Raw genomic sequence first — 18,178 nt, forward strand, 5'->3', positions numbered from 1 at the left:
GTCCATGTTTGCGAATTTGACTGCATGATTTTTTTAACCCGGATTATGTAATAGGATTCGTGATGAGTGTATCAATCGCAAGAAAATCAGGCTGTTTGGAGATTTTAGCATAACACCGCTATGGTGAAATTGAAAACAGCAACGATTGGGTGTTTTAAAGCGATTTCAGCACGTAATAGATTGTCTATTGCATATTTCGGGTTTAATGACAACCTCTGTTTTAAATGGAGGGTGTCTGTTTTTCTAGCTAAATTACTACTAGTAGAACGAGAATTCTTTCTTCCAGAATTACCTAGGAGTTTGTTTTAAGGTGATGAGGACTGGGCAGTCATTTGGATTTAAATTAAAAGTCTAAAGAATTTTTTTATTGAAATAATCGTGGTCTTAAGTAATTTCTTGTTTTCTCTAAAATAAGATATTTTAAAATGATTTTTTTCCGTTTACTTATGTTTCTGTGCAATTTTTAAGTTATTGTCATTAGATTTAAGACAGAAAAGTTAAAAAAGACATGGATCAGGATCAGAAAATCCTCGTTGTAGGTAGTGCCAATACAGATATGGTTATAGGGGTTGATAAATTTCCTTTACCAGGTCAGACATTACTGGGTAATAATTTTCTTTTAAATGCAGGAGGGAAAGGTGCCAATCAGGCAGTTGCAGCAGCCAGGCTTGGTGGGCATGTAGCGATCATTGCCAGACTTGGAAATGATCTTTTTGGCAATCAAACCATTGTTAACTTCAAAAAAGAAGGGCTCAATGTGGACGGTGTTGTACTAGATAATAAACTGCCCTCAGGTGTTGCTCAAATAGTAGTGGACAAGTCAGGAGAAAATACCATCGTGGTTGCAGGTGGAGCCAATTTAGCATTAAACACTAAGCAAATCAATAAAAATGCAGATTTGATTAATGCCTCAGAAGTTGTGCTATTACAGTTAGAAATTCCTTTGGGCTCGGTTTTGTATGTAGCGAAAAAAGCCACATCTCTGGGTAAAAAAGTTATTTTAAACCCCGCTCCAGCCAAAAAGCTGTCTAATGAACTGTATGCGAATATTTATGCCATTACCCCCAATGAAACCGAAACGCGGTATTTAACAGGGATTAAAATAACCGGTGAAGAAAGTGCTCAGCATGCTGCTGATTTTTTTCATAACAAAGGAGTGAGAGTTGTTATCATTACTTTAGGTGCTGCCGGAGCTTTTCTATCGACCCCAGACTTCTCAGGAACTTTGGCCACTACGGAAGTAGAGGCGGTGGATTCCACTGCTGCCGGTGATACTTTTAATGGAGCTTTGGCTTCCGCCCTATCCAAAGGCATGGGTTGGGTTGATGCAGTGTCTTTTGCCAATAAAGCAGCCGCCTTGTCAGTGACCAAACATGGGGCTCAGGCTTCCATTCCGTTTTTAAAAGATATTCAGGGATAATTTCCCATATCGTATTTATAATAGTTATTCAAGATATACACCAAATGAAAAACCTTTTATTCGCCTTATTATTAGTAATGGGCATTACAATCCTGACTAGCAGTTGCCATAAACAAACGAATTCAGGAAAGCACCGGGTCTTATTGGATTCTGATGCCAATAATGAATTGGACGATCAACATGCAATGGCCTATTTATTCTTTAATGGCGATGTCTTCGACGTAGTAGGAATAACAGTTAACACCACCAGAAGTGGGGGAAATATTGAAGGTCATTACAAGGAAGCCAGAAGGGTAATGGATCTTTGCAATGTATATGAGTCCATGCCGCTTTACAAGGGTGCAGATGCATCTTTTGAGGAGATCAGACCAAATTTGGACCAACCTGATTTTGATGGTGCTGAAGCAGTAGACTTCATTATTGAACAAGCACATAAAGAGGCGGATGAGAAATTGATTCTTCTTCCCGTAGGTAAATTAACCAATATTGCCCTTGCTTTAGAGAAGGACCCATCCATAGCCAGCAAAGTGAGGATTGTGTGGTTGGGTTCTAATTATCCATATGCTGGAGAATACAATCAGGACAATGACGAGGAATCGATGAATTATATTCTGAATACTGATGTGCCTTTTGAAATTGTCTTGGTAAGAGGAGGGAAGGAAACAGGTACAGCTGCAGTGTCTTCCAATAGGGCTGAAATTAATAGCATAATGCCAGGTAAAGGTCCTTTAGCGAACAAAACAGTGATCGGTAGACATGGAGATTCATTTGATCGATTTGGAGATTATTCTGTAAGTCTGTATAACAATATCCAAACCTATGATGAGGCAGGAACAAGACCCTTGTATGACATGGCAGCAATCGCAATTATAAAAGTTCCTTCATGGGCTGAGAAGAAAGAAATCCCTGCTCCAATATTGGTAGATGGAGAATGGCAAGAAAGACCTGATAACCCTAGGAAGGTGTTTATCTGGGAAAACTTTAACAAGGAAGCCATAATGGGAGACTTTTTTGACAGAATGGAAAACTATGTGCTTGTTACTCCTTGATGCTTAATAAACGGTATAAGATTACCCTAGTCGACTCAATTTCGGTTAAGAAATGTGATAATTTTAGCCTGAATTTGAGTTGACATGATCAAAAAAAAAATTAAATAAACCCAAACATTTACCTGATGTATATAATTAACGATTACCCCCTTGCTGTTTTCTTTTGTTTTATTACCATGTTGTGTTGGGGTTCTTGGGCCAATACGCAGAAATTGGCCGAAGGAAATTGGAGATTTGAGTTGTTTTATTGGGATTATGTGTTGGGAATAGTTTTGCTTTCTTTGGTTTTTGGTTTGACCCTTGGAAGTATTGGTGAAGGGGGAAGGCCATTTCTCGAAGACTTAAGCCAGGCCGAGCTTTCTAGCTATTGGAATGCTTTGGCTGGAGGGGTGGTTTTTAACTTGGCCAATATTTTAATCGTAGCAGCCATTTCTGTTTCCGGCATGGCGGTGGCTTTTCCAGTGGGCATAGGTCTGGCTTTGGTTTTGGGGGTGCTGATCAATTTTATTTCCGAGCAAAAGGGAGATCCACTCTTGTTATTTGTAGGCGTTACTCTGGTGACGGTAGCAATTGTATTGGATGCGAAAGCTTACAAAAATAATAGCAAAGACAAAGCTAAAAATGTTTCCAAGGGTATAAAGTTGGCTTTGATAGGAGGAGTTTTGATGTCCTTTTTCTATTTCCTTGTTCAGCAGTCTATGTCGTTGAACTTTAAATCCCCTGACCTAGGAAAATTCACTCCTTATAGTGCGGTGTTTGTTTTTGCTTTAGGGATTTTACTTAGTAATTTCCTTTTCAATACCATCCTTATGAAAAAGCCTGTTGTTGGAGATCCCGTTTCTTATAAAGATTATTTTGCTGGAAACTTTAAGGTTCACCTAGTTGGTGTTCTCGGAGGAGCCATTTGGTGCATAGGTATGGCGTTTAGTATTATCGCCTCTGAACAAGCTGGACCTGCCATCTCTTATGGCCTAGGTCAGGGGGCTACCATGGTAGCTGCATTTTGGGGTGTGTTTGTATGGAGAGAATTTAAAGGCGCTTCAACAAGTACCCAAACCATGCTTAAAAGTATGTTTGCCTGTTTTATAGTGGGCATCATTATTATTATTTATGCCGGAATATAAGTCTTGGTATATGGGTTAGAAAGATAATTCCTGACAAAAGTAAAAACATATAGATCAGTTAATACTTGAAATCCACAGCCTATTTCTTTAATCAGTTGGGTTTTATAAAGATGAAACCTTCTTGGTTTCACTCCCCTAATTTTACCATCAGGTTGATTATCAATAAAATCTGGAAGGTTTGCGGATTGAACGTAATACCCTAATCAAGAAAATATAACTTGGTTAGGGTATTATTATTTCTGGTATAACAGAACTCAACCCGTTAATATATTTTGACAGGCTTCCTTGCAAGCTGTACATGCTCTCGCACATTCCTGGCAGTGTACATGGTCATGCTGACTACATTCTTCTGCACATCTCGTACAAACGCTGACGCAAAACCTCAATAGCTCATCAATTGGACCATAGGACATGGATAAAATTTTAGCAGTGGAGGAACAAACCTCGGCACAAACCCGATCTGTTCGGATACAGTCAATCATGTGACCGATATTGTCTTCATCAAGACAAGCATCTGCACAATGATTACATGTATCTGCACAGGTATTTAAGGTTTTAATTAAGGCTTCGTTTTTCATGGTTATATAGTTTGGTTTAATGTTCTACCCATGTTTTTACAAAAAATGTGCCTCAAAAACAATAATTCCCCTTCATTGGGCAAATTCCTGGTAAGCTAGCCTACCTATTTCTGCAATGATTTTATCCGCATTTGCGACATTGGAAAAGTGTTCTACCATTACAGTCAATACGATAGTTTTTTCCCCATACAAAATCCCAGCATCTCCACGAACATATTCCAGGGTACCTGTTTTATGAGCTATGGCTATTCCCTTTGGCAGCAAATGAGGTATTGCACTGTTGTCCTCACAATTTTTCAACCATTCAATGACTTGTAAGGTGGAGGATTTATTAAGCAAATTTTCATTATATAGGTCGAGAAGAAGCTTGTTCATTTCTCCTGGACTAGTATAATTCTGATACCCTTTAGCAATGGCATCAAAATCCATCATGTACCTGTTCAATTGAGTGGTTTTATAATCATTTACCTTTAACCATTCTTGAAATTGCGTTAGTCCTAATTTCCTAATGAGGATATTGGTGGCCGTATTGTCACTTACTCGGATCATTTCCTTGGCCAGATATTCATACGTTGCAGGGAAAGCAGTTGGTTTATATTGTAATTCCCCGGAACCACCCACTTTGTCTGCTTCTTTCAGTTGGTAGCTGTCGCTAAGTTTGACTTTTCCTTCTTCAACATTTTGCATCAAGTAAATCAGCAATGGGATTTTAATAATACTGGCGGAAGGTATTTTTTTATCGGCATTCAACTTGGAAAGAACTTTTCCTTCCTTATCCTGAATAATACAAGACAATTCAATTGTACTATCTAAGCTTGCTAGGTATTCCTTTAGCAATTGTTGTCCTGAAACTGACTGGGCACTCATACCTAGTAAAAGGCTTGTTAGTACTAAAAAGGAAAAACAATAATTAAATCGCTGCATGATTATTTAATTACATTGCTGGATATTCATAGGTGGATTGCAATCCCAATGGAATGCCCAGGCTCCAGTAAATTAAAAAAAATGCTGTCCATATAACCAATAAGTAAATAGAATAGGGCAACATAATAGAAACAAGTGTACCTATTCCTGTTTTTTTTACATACTTCTGGCAGAAAATCACAACCAAAGGAAAGTAGGGAAGTAATGGTGTTATAATATTGGAGACAGAATCTCCTATTCTATAAGCTGCTTGAGTAAGATCAGGAGAAATACCCAATTGCATAAGCATGGGAACAAATACAGGGCTTATTAATGCCCACTTTGCGGATGCCGAACCTACCAGTAGATTGACAAAAGCACTGAGAAAAATAATTCCTACTACGGTTACCTGTGAGGGTAATTGTAAGCTTTGGAGAAAAGCAGCACCCTTTAAGGCAGTCATGGCTCCAATGTTTGATTGGGCAAAGGCATCAATAAACAAGGCACAGAAAAAGGCCATAACTATATAGTGAGCCATGCTTCCCATTGACTTGCTCATCGAAGCAATAACATCAGTCGAAGACTTATAGCTTTTTGAAATGAATCCGAAAATAATTCCTGGAATCCAAAAGATTAAAAAAATCAGAGGCACTATGGAGCGCATCAATGGTGCCGCAAAAGAGGTGATTTCTCCATTTTCACTTCTCAGGCTGGAATCTACTGGTGAGGCCCAGAAAAAAAGACCAATAAGTCCCAAGAGCATTACCGAGCTTGCGATCTTAAAGGCACGCTTTTCAATTGGTTTCAAATCCTCCATTTTAGGTATGTCAGATAGGTCTTTGTCTACCGGGTTGGTTCGATTTAACCGAGGCTCTATGATTTTATCTGTCAAATACCATCCTACAGCTATCACCACAATACTTGAAATACCAGTAAAAATGATATTGTTTAAAGGGTTTAAAGTTATAGATGGATCAATAATTTGTGCGGCAGACTGTGTGAAACTTTGAAGCAAGGGATCAATAGCAGAAGGAATGAAATTGGCACTGAAGCCTCCCGATACCCCTGCAAAAGTTGCGGCAATACCAGCCAAAGGATGCCGGCCGGCAGCATAAAATATAATTCCTCCTAAAGGGATTACCAGTACATATCCCGCATCAGCAGCGGTATGGCTCACAATGGCCACTAATATTAGAATAGGGGTAAGCAAAGCTTGAGGTGTGAAACTCAACAGGTATTTTAATCCTGCATTGATATATCCTGAATACTCCGCAACCCCCACTCCAAGCATGGCGAGTAATACCACACCCAAAGGAGGGAAATTGATAAAAATACTGATCATTCGGGACAGGAAATCTGCCAATCGCTCTCCTGTGAGCAAGTTTTGGATAAACAATTTCTCCCCTGTCCTGGGGTCAAATTCTCCAAAATCAATAGGAGCCAACAAGGCCGAAAACAACCATGTCAACAACATTAATCCTAAAAATAAAACAGCAGGGTCAGGAAGTTTATTGCCTGCTTTTTCAATGGCGTTTAAAAATCTATCAAGTAAACCTTTTTTTGTACTTATTTTTTCCATTTGGGTTTGGTTATCCTCAAAAATAAGAAAGAAATCGAAAAATGATGAGGAGTAACCGAATTAGTATCGATTTTAAATTCCTTTTACTTGAAAGTCAATCATTTAATCAAATAGGAGAATTTCAATAGTTTGTTTTTCACAACTATATGAGGCGCTACAACTTCTCAGAAAGGAAATAACATCACGTGATTGAAGGCACAGTGTATATTATGAATTTTCTTGTATCACCAGAGCTTAAGATACTTATTTTCAAATGCAGGAAAGGAGAACGGAAAGCTCAGGAAGAACTTTTCCAATTGACCTTTCCGTACGCTTTGAACAAATCACTTCGGTTTAGATCTAAAAGCGCTGAAGCAAAGGAAGTAGTGTTTGACGGGTTTTTAAAAGTTTTCACTCAATTGGACAAGTACAATGCAGAACCTCAATACGAATGAACTCATGTATTATCAAGGAATGAAAAGTGATGGGTTTTTACCTGATGATATAGAATTCAAAACCAACAAATTTTGGCTAACTATTGTCTTTGATTTTATCCATAGCTTACCTTTCGGGGGCTATGGGTAAATCATTTCTTGACCATTCACTCCAAGAGCCTACATATAACTTAGGGCTATTCAATCCAGCATGCGCAATGGCAAGAAGGGTATGGCAGGCCGTCACTCCAGATCCACAGTGAACAATAATATCGTTTGAGGTTTTACCATTAAATGCTTTTAGGTATTTTTCCTTTAAAGTTTCTTTAGGTAAAAAGAATCCATTTTCATCAAGATTTTCTGAAAAAGGTAAATTAATTGCTCCTGGAATATGTCCTGCGATTAAATCTATAGGTTCTTTTATTCCTAAGAATCTTTCGGCCTCTCTAACATCGATAATTATCTGACCAGCTTTTTCTGAAGCTGTTGATACTTCCTCCAGTTCGGCCATTGGCAACTGCCATGTTTGTGTTAGGTAAGCTGATAAGGGTTGAGGGTTAGGGATTTTATCATTTACAGGAAATCCATGAATTTTGGCAGCCTGAAAGCCTCCATTCAAAACCTGAACTTTTTTATGGCCAATAGCTTTGAGCATCCACCAAAATCGGGCAGCAGACATGGCCGCAGATTTATCATCATACACGATTACATGGCTTTCCGGGCTTATTCCTAATTTACCAAGTGTATCCCCAAAAGCCGATGCAGAAGGTAAGGGATGCCTTCCTCCTTGAGCAGGATTCTCGCCTACATTGGATAAGTCTTTGTTTAAATTGACATGTATCGCTCCATCAAGGTGTTCTTTTTCATAATTTGAATAACTAAATTGGGCATCTATTAAAACCAAATTCTGTGTCTTGGCCAATTGGTGTAAAGCTTCGGGTTTGATTAAAGGATTGATCATGCTGTTTAATTTTATTGTAAATTTTTTAAAGGCAATGATATTAGATTGTTTTAGGAAGTTGAGAGGACAAGAGAGATTTTGGGGTTCTATTTTTTCTTTACCAGGTTTTCTTTCACCCTAAACCGAACAATTTCTGCAATTAGTTCTAAAGGTAATGGCTTGTCTAGTGGAAATTGAATGGCACCTTTCGAATAGGTGTAATTTGTTAACTGACCTTTAAAAGCTTCGATTGCAGAGGGGCTAGGATAAAAACCGATGTGGTTTTTGTAGGCAGCAAAGTGAACAAGATTACCATGGAGCTTAAAGGTTGGCATTTTATAATTGATGCATTCCTCTGCTTCCAAGGGGCAATTCTTTTTAATGATGGCTCTCAAATGCTGTAATTTCTCACTTACATCCATTGGGAATTTCGCGATATAATCATCCATGCTTTATATCCTCTATTTTTTATACCTTGTTCAAAATTTATTGTTTGATAAGTTGGTCTTGTTTTCCATAAAACCTTTAGGTTGGTTGATGGTCATCACATTGAAGTTGTTTTTTCACTTTTTCGGTATGCCAATAAATATAAAGATTATCCCATTAATTAGAAAAGAAAAGCATAAAGCCTGAAACAAAAAGCCCAAGGTGATTACCTTGGGCCATAAAAGCTATAAATTATTTTGATTGAATTAGGTGTTCATGGCACCATTTACCTCAAGTGTTTGGCCAGAGATATAAGTACTCATGTCTGAACCTAGAAATACACAGGCATCAGCCACTTCTTCGGGTTTTCCACCTCTTTTCATAGGAATGGCATCTCTCCATCCCTGAACAGTTTTTTCATCCAAAACGGCGGTCATCTCAGTTTCGATAAATCCTGGAGCGATGGCATTGCTACGGATATTTCTTGAACCAAGTTCCAATGCAACAGACTTGGTGAAACCAATAATTCCTGCTTTAGAAGCTGCATAATTGGATTGTCCGGCATTTCCTCTAACTCCTACTACGGAAGTAATATTGATGATAGAACCGGCTTTGGCCTTCATCATGGTTCGAGTTACTGCTTTGACGGTATTAAAACAGGATTTGAGGTTAATATTGATTACTTCATCCCAGTTTTCTTCCGACATTCTCATTAGTAAGTTATCTCGGGTAATTCCGGCATTATTTACAAGAATGTCTATTCCACCTAAAAATGTCACTACATCGCCAATTAATTTATCAGCAGCTGCGAAATCTGAAGCATCGGAGCGAAAACCTTTAGCTTTTATACCGAAAGCTTCCAATTCTTTTTCAAGTGCTTCTCCTTTTTCTACACTTGACAAATAAGTAAAGGCCACATCAGCACCTTCCTGAGCATAACGTATAGCAATGGACCTGCCAATTCCTTTGGAAGCGCCTGTTACCAAGGCTTTTTTACCTGTAAGTAATCCCATAGTCAATGTTTTTATTGTTTGATTGAATTCAAAAATAGCTATTTATTATAAAAAATTGGCTACCCAATAGTTTATTCATTCCTCACACATTTTGAGTAACGGTGCTCAGACTTAGGAAAAATTGGAATTATATTAACTTTTATATGTAAAACCAAATTTTTTTCTGAACTTAATTATTATAAATTTGCATAGCAAAATAGTAATCAAAAGTTAAAAATATGTCTTCAACAAAATTCGATGTCATTGTTCTGGGCAGTGGTCCAGGAGGTTATGTAGCAGCAATTAGAGCTTCTCAATTAGGATTAAAGACTGCCGTAGTAGAAGCAGAAGATCTAGGTGGGATTTGTCTTAATTGGGGTTGTATACCTACCAAAGCTTTGATAAAAAGCGCTCAAGTATTTGAATACATTAATCACGCAGACGATTATGGTATTTCCGTAGAAAAAGCGAGCGTGAATTTTGACGACATGATCAAGCGTAGCCGGGATGTGGCCGGTGGAATGAGCAAAGGCGTTCAATTTTTGTTAAAGAAAAACAAAATTGAAAAATTGATGGGCTGGGGAAAAATCAAACCCGGCAAAAAAGTAGAGGTAGAAGACAAGGATGGCAACAAAACAGAATACAGTGCCGACCATATCATAATCGCCACTGGTGGAAGATCTAAAGAGCTTCCTGCTTTAAAAATTGACAATGAAAAAATTGTTGGTTACCGCAAAGCCATGACTTTGGATAAACTTCCAAAGAAAATGGTGGTTGTAGGTTCCGGAGCTATAGGCGTTGAATTTGCCTATGTCTACAGTTCTATTGGTGTGGAAGTGACTATCGTCGAATTCCTAGACAGGATTGTTCCCAATGAAGATGAAGAGGTGTCCAAGACACTAGAAAAAATATACAAGAAAAAAGGCATCAAAGTGATGACCAGTGCCGAGGTGACCAATGTTGATACCAAAGGAAAAGGTTGTAAAGTCACCGTTAAGACAAAGGGTGGTGAGGAAAACATTGATTGCGATATAGTACTTTCCGCTGTAGGCGTTGTGTCTAATGTGGAAAACTGTGGACTTGAAGATGTTGGAGTATTGGTGGATAGAGGTAAAGTTAAAGTAGATGAATTTTACAAAACCAATATGCCGGGTTATTATGCAATAGGGGATGTTGTTCCTGGACCTGCTTTGGCTCACGTAGCCTCCGCTGAAGGGATCATCTGTGTGGAGAACATTGCAGGACAGAACCCTGAACCACTTGATTATGGCAATATTCCAGGATGTACTTATTGTCTTCCTGAAATCTCTTCTGTTGGTTTTACTGAAGCCAAAGCCAAGGAAGCTGGATATGAAATTAAAGTCGGTAAGTTTCCTTTCTCTGCCTCTGGTAAAGCTTCTGCAGCTGGAGCCAAAGATGGTTTTGTGAAACTTATATTCGACGCGAAATATGGTGAACTACTCGGAGCACACATGATCGGTTATAATGTAACAGAGCTGATAGCTGAAATTGTAGCTATAAGAAAACTTGAAACTACCGGACACGAAATTATAAAAACGGTACACCCACATCCTACCATGTCTGAGGCGGTAATGGAAGCTGCTGCAGCAGCCTATGGTGAGGTGATACATTTATAAATTTCAGCTAGGTTAAATAAAAATTTGTAGTAGTCAAATATTGACCAACAATCTTTTTGGAAGAACAAGCATTAGTATATGGGCTAAGAGCCAGAGACAGCAAAGTTCAGGAGTATTTGTATGATAAATACTCCAAAGCTTTGTTTGGTGTAATTTCTCGGATCATTTTTGATCGGGACATAGCCGAAGAAGTCTTTCATGATGCTTTCATAAAAATTGTCAATAAGATAGATAATTATGATGAAAGCAAAGGTCGAATCTATACCTGGATGGCCAATATTTGTAGGAATTCTGCTATAGATAAAACCCGCTCGAAAGAATTTTCAAAGAAGAGTAAGACCAATACGATAGATGCTTACGTATATGGTATGGAGAACGATGCCGGCACAGCAGCTGCTGTTGACGGAATCGGTGTCAAAGAATTGATGGATAACCTGAATGACGAACAAAGATTCGTGATGGAATGTATCTACTTTAAAGGGTATACCCATACAGAGGTAGCGGAAGAGTATTCCTTGCCTTTGGGTACTGTGAAATCCAGGATAAGGTCTGCCATCAAAGTATTGAAACTGAAAGCTGATAAAATCTAGTGGATATCCAAGACTACATATCGTCCGGTAAATTGGAGCTCTTCGTATTGGGAGATCTTAATGAGACAGAACAACAAGAGGTTCTTGCAATGGCAAAGAAGTACCCTGAAATTGAACAGGAGATAACTGCAATTGAAGAAGCAATGCTTGCTATAGATGAAGTTTCAGGTATCAGTCCATCCAGTGGAATTAAAAATAAAATTTTTGAAACCCTGGAAGCTGAGAACAAAAAGCATAGCGCTACAGATATACCTGCAAAACCTTTGCAGAAAGAAGTGAGAATTGAAAAAGAAGTGATACATAGCAATCCATGGAAAACATTCGCTGTTGCCGCCTCGGTAGTAGCCATTGTATCTGTATCTGTAGCCATATATTACGCCAATCAGTATTCAGATGCTGAAGAAAGGTTGGCAATATCATTACAGCAAAATGGTGTGCTCGCTGAAGAAGTAAATGCCAATCAGGTAAAATTGAAATCGTTAGATACTGGAATGGAGAAATTCATCACAGGGAATTTCGAGAAAATACCTATGAAAGGTGAGGGTTTTCCTATGCAAGAAGATGCCTTGGTAGATGTTTTCTGGGATAAAGAAAGCAAAGAAGTGCTAATTTCTGTAAACCAATTGGCAGCACTAGATGAAGAAAACGATTATCAACTCTGGGCAATTGGAGAGGATGGACCAATTGGTATTGGCCTGATTAATCCTGGTAGAAGAATTGATTTGCAAACCATGAACACCGCTTCAGGTGCACAAGCTTTTGCCATCACGATAGAGCCTAAAGGAGGAAGTGAGAGTCCTACACTCGAGAAACTGGTGGTCTTAGGAGAAGTTTCCTAGAATATTTACCTAAAATATATACCGGACCCCGTCATTGATTTGACGGGGTTTTTATTTTAGTTTAAATTGAGGCTTGTGAAGGGCAGGTTTATGGATCAGTTGAGAGATCTAAGAAAACATAGCCGAATTCAAAAAGAATTTTCTGATTTTGGTCTGGTTTTGGTAGACCTAAAAACTGATTTTGCTAAACTTTTAAAAGATTACAAATATGGAGCTAACATTGTCTACACCTGCTTTACTTTTTTCTGCCATCACATTACTGATGCTGGCCTATACCAACAGGTTTTTAGCTATGGCAAACTTAATAAGAGGGCTTCACAAAGAATACAAGGAAGACAGCATGGAAGAGGATGTCATTATTGGTCAAATCAAAAACCTAAAGAAAAGGTTAACCATGATAAAAAACATGCAAACTTATGGGGTTATAAGTTTTTTTCTATGTGTTATTTGTATGTTTTTATTGTATCAGGATTTTGATACTGCCGCTAATTGGGTGTTTATGGCAAGCATGCTTTGCTTATTGATATCTTTGGGCATATCTCTGGCAGAGATTCAAATATCGAACAACGCACTCAATATTGAACTATCGGATATTGAAGATCTCCTGAATAAGAAAACCCGTACAAGTTTTGGGCAAATGTATCAAAAAAACAATAAGGATTGATGAAGGACAATAATTTGAGGGTGGACCTTAGGTCTGATACCCTGACCTTGCCAACGCAAACGATGAAGGAAACCATGCTGAATGCTGGCTTGGGTGACGATGTGTTTGGTGAGGATCCTACAGTAAATATTTTGGAAGACAAGTTGGCGGGACTTTTTGGTATGGAAGCGGGGTTATTTTGTCCTTCCGGTACCATGACCAATCAGATAGCCATAAAATTGCATACAAGGCCTCAAACGGAGGTAATTTGTCATAAATCTTCCCATATATACCTCTATGAAGGGGGTGGCATTATGTCCAATAGCCAAGCTTCTGTAAAGCTCTTGGATGGGGATTTCGGTAAAATTGACGCTGAATCCATTCGACAAGTCATTAATCCTGATGATGATCACTTGCCTGAAACAACTTTGGTGTCTTTGGAAAATACCATGAACAAGGGTGGAGGAAGTGTGTATACACTTGAGGAGATAAGACCTATTCGACAACTTTGCAAAGAGACAGGGCTGAAACTTCATTTGGATGGAGCGAGGATATTTAATGCCCTTGTTAAATCCGGTGAACGACCTTTCGAATGGGGTAAAATGTTTGATACCATTTCAGTATGCTTGAGTAAAGGATTGGGTTGTCCCGTTGGTTCTGTGCTCTTGGGAAGTCAAGCAGACATAAAGAGGGCTAGAAAAATCAGGAAGGCTTTAGGCGGAGGCATGAGACAGGCGGGCATGCTTGCGGCTGCAGGAATATATGCTTTGGACCATAACATCTTCAGGCTGGAGGATGATCATGAAAGAGCGAAGGCCATTGCTGCCATTTTGCAAGAGACTCCTTTCATCAAAGAGATTCTTCCCGTTTCCACCAATATTGTTATTGCACAATTGGAACAAATTAGCCCGGAATCCTTCTTAGAAGAATTTACAGAAAGAAATATCTGGGCGGTTAAATTCGGGACAGATCAGATCAGGATGGTTACCCATATGGATTTCACTGATAAGCACTTAGATGCCTTTGAAGGCAGATTAAAGCTTTGGAAAAAATAAATTTGTGTATAAATACTATACCTAATATTTAGAAAATAAACATTATGGAACAGACCCCTTTGGCAGAAAGAATGCGGCCAACAGCATTGGATCAATTGATCGGGCAGGAACATTTGTCTGGACCCAATACATTCCTTCATAGGGCCATCAAATCAGGTTCTATTCCTTCATTGATTTTATGGGGTCCTCCAGGAGTGGGGAAAACGACCATAGCCAATATCATCGCCAATGAGGTAAAGGCCCCTTTTTATACCCTTAGTGCGGTCAGTTCGGGGGTGAAGGACATAAGGGAAGTGATCCAAAAAGCCAAATACCAGCTTGGGGTAGTACTATTTATTGATGAAATCCACAGATTCAATAAATCACAGCAAGATGCTTTATTGGGAGCTGTGGAAAAAGGAGTGATCAGGCTAATTGGAGCTACCACAGAAAATCCTTCCTTTGAGGTCAATGCTGCTTTGCTTTCAAGGTGCCAGATTTTTACACTCAATCCATTGGGCAAGGAAGAACTTGAGGGGATGATGCATCAGGCATTGGAAAAAGACATTGTTCTAAAGAAGAAAAAGGTTGTTCTCAAAGAAACTGATGCCCTGCTCCGCATTTCCGGAGGGGATGGAAGGAAGCTGCTCAATCTGCTGGAAATTGTCATAGACAGTTTTAAGGAGGAAGAAATAGTGATCGAAAATGACATGGTCATGAAGGTAGCTCAACAGAAGGTGGCTCTTTATGACAAATCAGGAGAACAGCATTATGACATTATTTCAGCATTTATAAAATCTATCAGAGGATCTGATCCCAATGCCGCAGTTTATTGGCTGGCCAGAATGATAGAAGGGGGAGAGGACGTGAAGTTCATCGCCAGGCGGCTTCTAATCCTGGCTTCTGAGGACATTGGCAATGCCAACCCAAATGCACTTTTGCTCGCAACCAATTGCTTTCAGGCGGTAAATGTAATCGGCTATCCTGAATCCCGAATTATCTTGTCCCAATGTGTTACTTACCTGGCTTCCTCAGCCAAAAGCAATGCAAGTTATATGGCTATCAATACAGCCCAGGCAATAGTGAAACAGGAAGGAGACCTGCCTGTCCCACTTCACCTGCGCAATGCCCCTACCAAGCTGATGAAAGACTTGAACTACGGGAAAGCGTACAAGTATTCACACGATTACGAAAATAATTTTGCCCTTCAGGAATTTCTTCCAGACAAGATCAAAGGCACCAAGTTGTATGATCCTGGTGCCAATGCCAGAGAGAATGATTTGAGGAAAAATCTTCAAAAGCTCTGGGGAAAGAAATACGGGTATTAAACCTATTAGTATTCTTTGCTTAAGGTATAGCGCACTCCTATCAATGCTCTAAAACTAAAGTGATTAGCGTATATAGGCCCTCCTTCTAAAAGTAAAGAAAACTGACGGTGGTTGGTTATAGGTTTTAAACTTAAGCCCAATGGTATTCCAGCCTGCACATCTGTGATTTCTGTGTATCCCAACATCAATCCACCATGCAGGTTATACCAATCTGTTTGGCGAAAATTATAATGTCCCAAAGCTTCTACTCCCATGAATGGGTTTATGACACCTCCAGCAAGTACACGTGCTTCACCGAAAATTTTCTTTTCTGGATCAGTTCCTACACCTATATGGCTTAAAATACCCTCGTGATAGACGCCAACATGCACTTGGGCATTTCCTTTGTATGCACTAAACATTAATAAAATGGCAAAAATAGCGGTAATCGATAACTTTGTTTTCATTGGGTTCGTTTTAGTACAAAGGTAAGCAAGTCCTAATTGTTTCGGTAATTTTAAAGGTGAGAATTGTCACCAATTACTAAAATAACAGATCTTATTTTTACATAAAATTGATAAAGATGAATTGGAGAAAAGAAATAAAAAGTTGGGGGATAATGTTGGGGATATTTGGTGTCCTTTACTTCACAGGCCTTATCACCCCAATCATGGGAGGGGTACAATCAATGGTTTTATCCACAGGACTGATAAAACCTAAAGTTACCCTGGAGAACAAGGAAATGCAGACTTTTGATTATGCTGGGCAATTTGTAGACACGAATGGTGACAGGGTAGGGCTATCTCAATACAAAGGCAAAACCCTTTTTATTAATCTTTGGGCCACTTGGTGTCCTCCTTGTAGGGCTGAAATGCCTCATATATCTGATTTGTACGACAAGGTAAATGGGGAGGAAGATTTGGTGTTTTTGATGATTGCTTTGGATGATGATTTTAATAAGAGTATAAAATTGGTGAAAGAAAAGGAGTATTCCTTTCCAATCGTCCATGCTGCTTATGGATTAAATTCCTCTTTGCAAAGTCAGGCAATCCCTACCACATTGGTGGTAAGTCCTGAAGGTAAGATTGTTTTTTATCAGGAGGGGATGAGTAATTTCAACACCCAGGAATTCCAAGATTTTCTATTGGGCTTATAAACAAATGCTTTATTTTTTCAACTTTACCTGACGTAATAGAATTTGAAACAAAAGGGTTTTTAAAAATTACAAACTAAATCTTTCAACTTATATTTAAATCCCTTCGCCTTACAATTCAATTCCTTTCGCTTACATCTTGGTTCCTTCGACCTGCAATTGTATTCCTACCGCTTACATCTCAGTTCCTTCGACCTACAATCGCGCTCCTTCAGCTTACATCCCTGTTCCTTTGACCTACAATTGTGTTCTTTCGGCTTACAATCTTAATCCTTCTAATTGCAATGACCTTCCTTAAATAGCATTTGCAGATTGATACTACTTAAACCCGAAATATGCAATAGACAATCTATTACGTGCTGAAATCTCTAAACAGCCTGATTTTCTTGCGATTGCAATACTTCCCGTAAACACGGGACAGGCTATCACGAATCCTAATACGGTCGTGTACTGAAATAGGTTGACACAATTTAATTAAAAATTGTAAACCTATAATCGGACAAAATGAGTGAATTACAAAAGTTCTCCGAAGATGCAAGGAGAAAAATCGTTATGGAAGTACTTTCAGGTACTTTAAGCAAAGAACAAGCAAGGCATATTTATGGAATTAAAAGCAAATCCGCTATCTTGGAATGGATGAGGATTTTTGCTGGTCTTGAAAGAAGACTTCCTAAAGATCCTCTTCCGATTTTAAAAAACATGGCAATAAAAGAGGATTCCAACAGTGAGTTAAAAGCCCGTATAAGGCAACTTGAAGAAGAGCTGAAGCTTAGCCGTTTGAAGGGCAGGGCATACCAGATCATGGTAGATATTGCCAAAGAAGAATATGGGCTAGATCTTGAAAAAAAGTCTGGTGCCAAACAGTTCAAAGACTCAGAGAAGAAGAACCAAAAGTAAGTTTGGCCCAACTTTGTGAATTGTTTGGCAAGAGCAGGCAGGGCTACTATAAAGCTTTAAATTATATTTACCGCGGGGCATTTGAGGAAGAGGTGGTCTTGAGTCTTGTTTTAAAGATAAGAAAAAAGGCCAAAACATCCAGATGGGGGTTGAGAAAGTTAAGCCCTCTGATTCAGAAAGACCTAACACGAATGAAAATCAAGATAGGCAGGGATAAACTGTTTGATTTGCTTCGAGTGAACGGGTTATTAGTAACCAAAAGAAAAAGGAGGTTTTTCACTACCCAAAGCCATCATTGGCTTAGGAAGTACCATAACCTAGTAGAAAACATGGTTGTCTACAGGCCCAACCAGTTATGGGTTTCCGATATTACCTACCTTTTACTAAATGGGCAAGTCATGTATCTGTATCTTATTACGGATGCTTATTCCCAGAAAATAGTGGGCTGGAATCTTTCTCTGGATCTGAAGGCTGAATCAGCACTTGAAGCCCTGAAGGTGGCTTTCCAGTCTCAAGAAAACATTAATCATTATTCCCTTGTCCATCATTCGGACCGTGGGGTACAGTACTGCAGTTATGATTACACCGACCTATTGAAAAAGAAGAAAGTTTGGATCAGTATGACGAAGCCCGCTTCACCACATGAAAATGCCA

General features: G+C 38.9%; 20 protein-coding genes. 13 read left to right on the forward strand and 7 right to left on the reverse strand.

Annotated features, from left to right (window positions below; translation table 11 throughout):
* The first annotated feature begins 508 nt into the window (after window positions 1-508).
* The 3 genes from rbsK (at window position 509) to AC13EX_RS00325 (ending at window position 3,593) form a co-directional block, all read left to right on the forward strand.
* A complete protein-coding gene (gene rbsK / locus AC13EX_RS00315) occupies window positions 509-1,420 on the forward strand; it encodes a ribokinase (protein ID WP_482891083.1) in 912 nt (303 codons plus the stop codon).
* Window positions 1,421-1,464: 44 nt separating this feature from the next.
* On the forward strand, window positions 1,465-2,469 hold the full coding sequence (locus AC13EX_RS00320; protein ID WP_482891084.1) for a nucleoside hydrolase: 1,005 nt from the start codon (window positions 1,465-1,467) through the stop codon (window positions 2,467-2,469).
* Window positions 2,470-2,594: 125 nt separating this feature from the next.
* A complete protein-coding gene (locus AC13EX_RS00325) occupies window positions 2,595-3,593 on the forward strand; it encodes a GRP family sugar transporter (protein WP_482891085.1) in 999 nt (332 codons plus the stop codon).
* A gap of 254 nt (window positions 3,594-3,847) precedes the next feature.
* Here the strand turns inward: AC13EX_RS00325 and AC13EX_RS00330 are convergent, their stop codons facing one another.
* From AC13EX_RS00330 to AC13EX_RS00340, 3 genes are all read right to left on the reverse strand, one after another.
* Window positions 3,848-4,171 (reverse strand): four-helix bundle copper-binding protein, encoded by a 324-nt coding sequence (locus tag AC13EX_RS00330; protein WP_482891087.1) that lies wholly within the window; start codon window positions 4,169-4,171, stop codon window positions 3,848-3,850.
* Window positions 4,172-4,243: 72 nt separating this feature from the next.
* Complete coding sequence (locus AC13EX_RS00335) at window positions 4,244-5,038, reverse strand: serine hydrolase (RefSeq protein WP_482891088.1); 795 nt, start codon at window positions 5,036-5,038, stop codon at window positions 4,244-4,246.
* A gap of 67 nt (window positions 5,039-5,105) precedes the next feature.
* A complete protein-coding gene (locus tag AC13EX_RS00340; protein WP_482891089.1) occupies window positions 5,106-6,653 on the reverse strand; it encodes an AbgT family transporter in 1,548 nt (515 codons plus the stop codon).
* Window positions 6,654-6,862: 209 nt separating this feature from the next.
* Here AC13EX_RS00340 and AC13EX_RS00345 point away from each other — a divergent pair, with 209 nt between their 5' ends.
* A complete protein-coding gene (locus tag AC13EX_RS00345; RefSeq protein WP_482891091.1) occupies window positions 6,863-7,087 on the forward strand; it encodes a hypothetical protein in 225 nt (74 codons plus the stop codon).
* 106 nt (window positions 7,088-7,193) lie between these two features.
* On the opposite strand, the gene AC13EX_RS00350 is transcribed toward AC13EX_RS00345, so the two are convergent.
* The 3 genes from AC13EX_RS00350 to fabG form a co-directional block, all read right to left on the reverse strand.
* Complete coding sequence (locus tag AC13EX_RS00350) at window positions 7,194-8,027, reverse strand: sulfurtransferase (protein WP_339712097.1); 834 nt, start codon at window positions 8,025-8,027, stop codon at window positions 7,194-7,196.
* Window positions 8,028-8,113: 86 nt separating this feature from the next.
* Window positions 8,114-8,455: an iron chaperone gene (locus tag AC13EX_RS00355; RefSeq protein WP_048642725.1), complete on the reverse strand. Its 342-nt coding sequence runs from the start codon at window positions 8,453-8,455 to the stop codon at window positions 8,114-8,116.
* A gap of 243 nt (window positions 8,456-8,698) precedes the next feature.
* Window positions 8,699-9,445, reverse strand: a complete 747-nt coding sequence (gene fabG, locus AC13EX_RS00360) for a 3-oxoacyl-[acyl-carrier-protein] reductase (RefSeq protein WP_048642726.1) — start codon at window positions 9,443-9,445, stop codon at window positions 8,699-8,701.
* 218 nt (window positions 9,446-9,663) lie between these two features.
* Between fabG and lpdA the strand changes: the two genes are divergently transcribed.
* From lpdA to AC13EX_RS00390, 6 genes are all read left to right on the forward strand, one after another.
* Window positions 9,664-11,061 (forward strand): dihydrolipoyl dehydrogenase, encoded by a 1,398-nt coding sequence (gene lpdA, locus AC13EX_RS00365; protein WP_048642727.1) that lies wholly within the window; start codon window positions 9,664-9,666, stop codon window positions 11,059-11,061.
* Window positions 11,062-11,117: 56 nt separating this feature from the next.
* Window positions 11,118-11,651 carry an RNA polymerase sigma factor gene (locus AC13EX_RS00370; protein WP_482891093.1) on the forward strand — a complete coding sequence of 178 codons (534 nt, stop codon included), beginning with the start codon at window positions 11,118-11,120 and terminating at the stop codon, window positions 11,649-11,651.
* The gene (locus AC13EX_RS00375) at window positions 11,651-12,490 is read left to right on the forward strand and encodes an anti-sigma factor (RefSeq protein WP_482891094.1); all 840 of its coding nucleotides are present in this window, start codon (window positions 11,651-11,653) and stop codon (window positions 12,488-12,490) included. The genes AC13EX_RS00370 and AC13EX_RS00375 overlap by 1 nt, the downstream gene beginning before the upstream one ends.
* Before the next feature lie 208 nt (window positions 12,491-12,698).
* The gene (locus AC13EX_RS00380) at window positions 12,699-13,154 is read left to right on the forward strand and encodes a DUF2721 domain-containing protein (protein WP_048642730.1); all 456 of its coding nucleotides are present in this window, start codon (window positions 12,699-12,701) and stop codon (window positions 13,152-13,154) included.
* On the forward strand, window positions 13,154-14,188 hold the full coding sequence (locus tag AC13EX_RS00385; RefSeq protein ID WP_482891095.1) for a threonine aldolase family protein: 1,035 nt from the start codon (window positions 13,154-13,156) through the stop codon (window positions 14,186-14,188). Before AC13EX_RS00380 ends, AC13EX_RS00385 begins: the two co-directional genes overlap by 1 nt.
* A gap of 44 nt (window positions 14,189-14,232) precedes the next feature.
* Window positions 14,233-15,495 carry a replication-associated recombination protein A gene (locus AC13EX_RS00390; protein ID WP_482891096.1) on the forward strand — a complete coding sequence of 421 codons (1,263 nt, stop codon included), beginning with the start codon at window positions 14,233-14,235 and terminating at the stop codon, window positions 15,493-15,495.
* Between the two features lie 5 nt (window positions 15,496-15,500).
* Here AC13EX_RS00390 and AC13EX_RS00395 read toward each other — a convergent pair whose 3' ends face one another.
* The gene (locus tag AC13EX_RS00395; RefSeq protein WP_482891097.1) at window positions 15,501-15,941 is read right to left on the reverse strand and encodes a hypothetical protein; all 441 of its coding nucleotides are present in this window, start codon (window positions 15,939-15,941) and stop codon (window positions 15,501-15,503) included.
* Window positions 15,942-16,057: 116 nt separating this feature from the next.
* On the opposite strand from AC13EX_RS00395, the gene AC13EX_RS00400 reads away from it, so the two are divergent.
* From AC13EX_RS00400 to AC13EX_RS00410, 3 genes are all read left to right on the forward strand, one after another.
* Window positions 16,058-16,630 (forward strand): TlpA family protein disulfide reductase, encoded by a 573-nt coding sequence (locus AC13EX_RS00400; protein ID WP_482891098.1) that lies wholly within the window; start codon window positions 16,058-16,060, stop codon window positions 16,628-16,630.
* A gap of 501 nt (window positions 16,631-17,131) precedes the next feature.
* On the forward strand, window positions 17,132-17,524 hold the full coding sequence (locus tag AC13EX_RS00405; RefSeq protein ID WP_048640786.1) for a hypothetical protein: 393 nt from the start codon (window positions 17,132-17,134) through the stop codon (window positions 17,522-17,524).
* A gap of 2 nt (window positions 17,525-17,526) precedes the next feature.
* Window positions 17,527-18,178: IS3 family transposase (locus AC13EX_RS00410; protein WP_482891099.1), on the forward strand; the 652-nt coding region annotated here is incomplete at its 3' end.

The sequence above is a fragment of the Cyclobacterium sp. L-R genome, assembly GCF_056859355.1.

What these genes read in the sequence shown, in the direction of transcription:
- rbsK (WP_482891083.1), top strand. Translation starts at nt 509, where the DNA reads ATGGATCAGGATCAGAAAATCCTCGTTGTAGGTAGTGCCAATACAGAT.
- AC13EX_RS00320 (WP_482891084.1), top strand. Translation starts at nt 1,465, where the DNA reads ATGAAAAACCTTTTATTCGCCTTATTATTAGTAATGGGCATTACAATC.
- AC13EX_RS00325 (WP_482891085.1), top strand. Translation starts at nt 2,595, where the DNA reads ATGTATATAATTAACGATTACCCCCTTGCTGTTTTCTTTTGTTTTATT.
- AC13EX_RS00330 (WP_482891087.1), bottom strand. Translation starts at nt 4,171, where the DNA reads ATGAAAAACGAAGCCTTAATTAAAACCTTAAATACCTGTGCAGATACA.
- AC13EX_RS00335 (WP_482891088.1), bottom strand. Translation starts at nt 5,038, where the DNA reads ATGAGTGCCCAGTCAGTTTCAGGACAACAATTGCTAAAGGAATACCTA.
- AC13EX_RS00340 (WP_482891089.1), bottom strand. Translation starts at nt 6,653, where the DNA reads ATGGAAAAAATAAGTACAAAAAAAGGTTTACTTGATAGATTTTTAAAC.
- AC13EX_RS00345 (WP_482891091.1), top strand. Translation starts at nt 6,863, where the DNA reads ATGAATTTTCTTGTATCACCAGAGCTTAAGATACTTATTTTCAAATGC.
- AC13EX_RS00350 (WP_339712097.1), bottom strand. Translation starts at nt 8,027, where the DNA reads ATGATCAATCCTTTAATCAAACCCGAAGCTTTACACCAATTGGCCAAG.
- AC13EX_RS00355 (WP_048642725.1), bottom strand. Translation starts at nt 8,455, where the DNA reads ATGGATGATTATATCGCGAAATTCCCAATGGATGTAAGTGAGAAATTA.
- fabG (WP_048642726.1), bottom strand. Translation starts at nt 9,445, where the DNA reads ATGGGATTACTTACAGGTAAAAAAGCCTTGGTAACAGGCGCTTCCAAA.
- lpdA (WP_048642727.1), top strand. Translation starts at nt 9,664, where the DNA reads ATGTCTTCAACAAAATTCGATGTCATTGTTCTGGGCAGTGGTCCAGGA.
- AC13EX_RS00380 (WP_048642730.1), top strand. Translation starts at nt 12,699, where the DNA reads ATGGAGCTAACATTGTCTACACCTGCTTTACTTTTTTCTGCCATCACA.
- AC13EX_RS00385 (WP_482891095.1), top strand. Translation starts at nt 13,154, where the DNA reads ATGAAGGACAATAATTTGAGGGTGGACCTTAGGTCTGATACCCTGACC.
- AC13EX_RS00390 (WP_482891096.1), top strand. Translation starts at nt 14,233, where the DNA reads ATGGAACAGACCCCTTTGGCAGAAAGAATGCGGCCAACAGCATTGGAT.
- AC13EX_RS00395 (WP_482891097.1), bottom strand. Translation starts at nt 15,941, where the DNA reads ATGAAAACAAAGTTATCGATTACCGCTATTTTTGCCATTTTATTAATG.
- AC13EX_RS00400 (WP_482891098.1), top strand. Translation starts at nt 16,058, where the DNA reads ATGAATTGGAGAAAAGAAATAAAAAGTTGGGGGATAATGTTGGGGATA.
- AC13EX_RS00405 (WP_048640786.1), top strand. Translation starts at nt 17,132, where the DNA reads ATGAGTGAATTACAAAAGTTCTCCGAAGATGCAAGGAGAAAAATCGTT.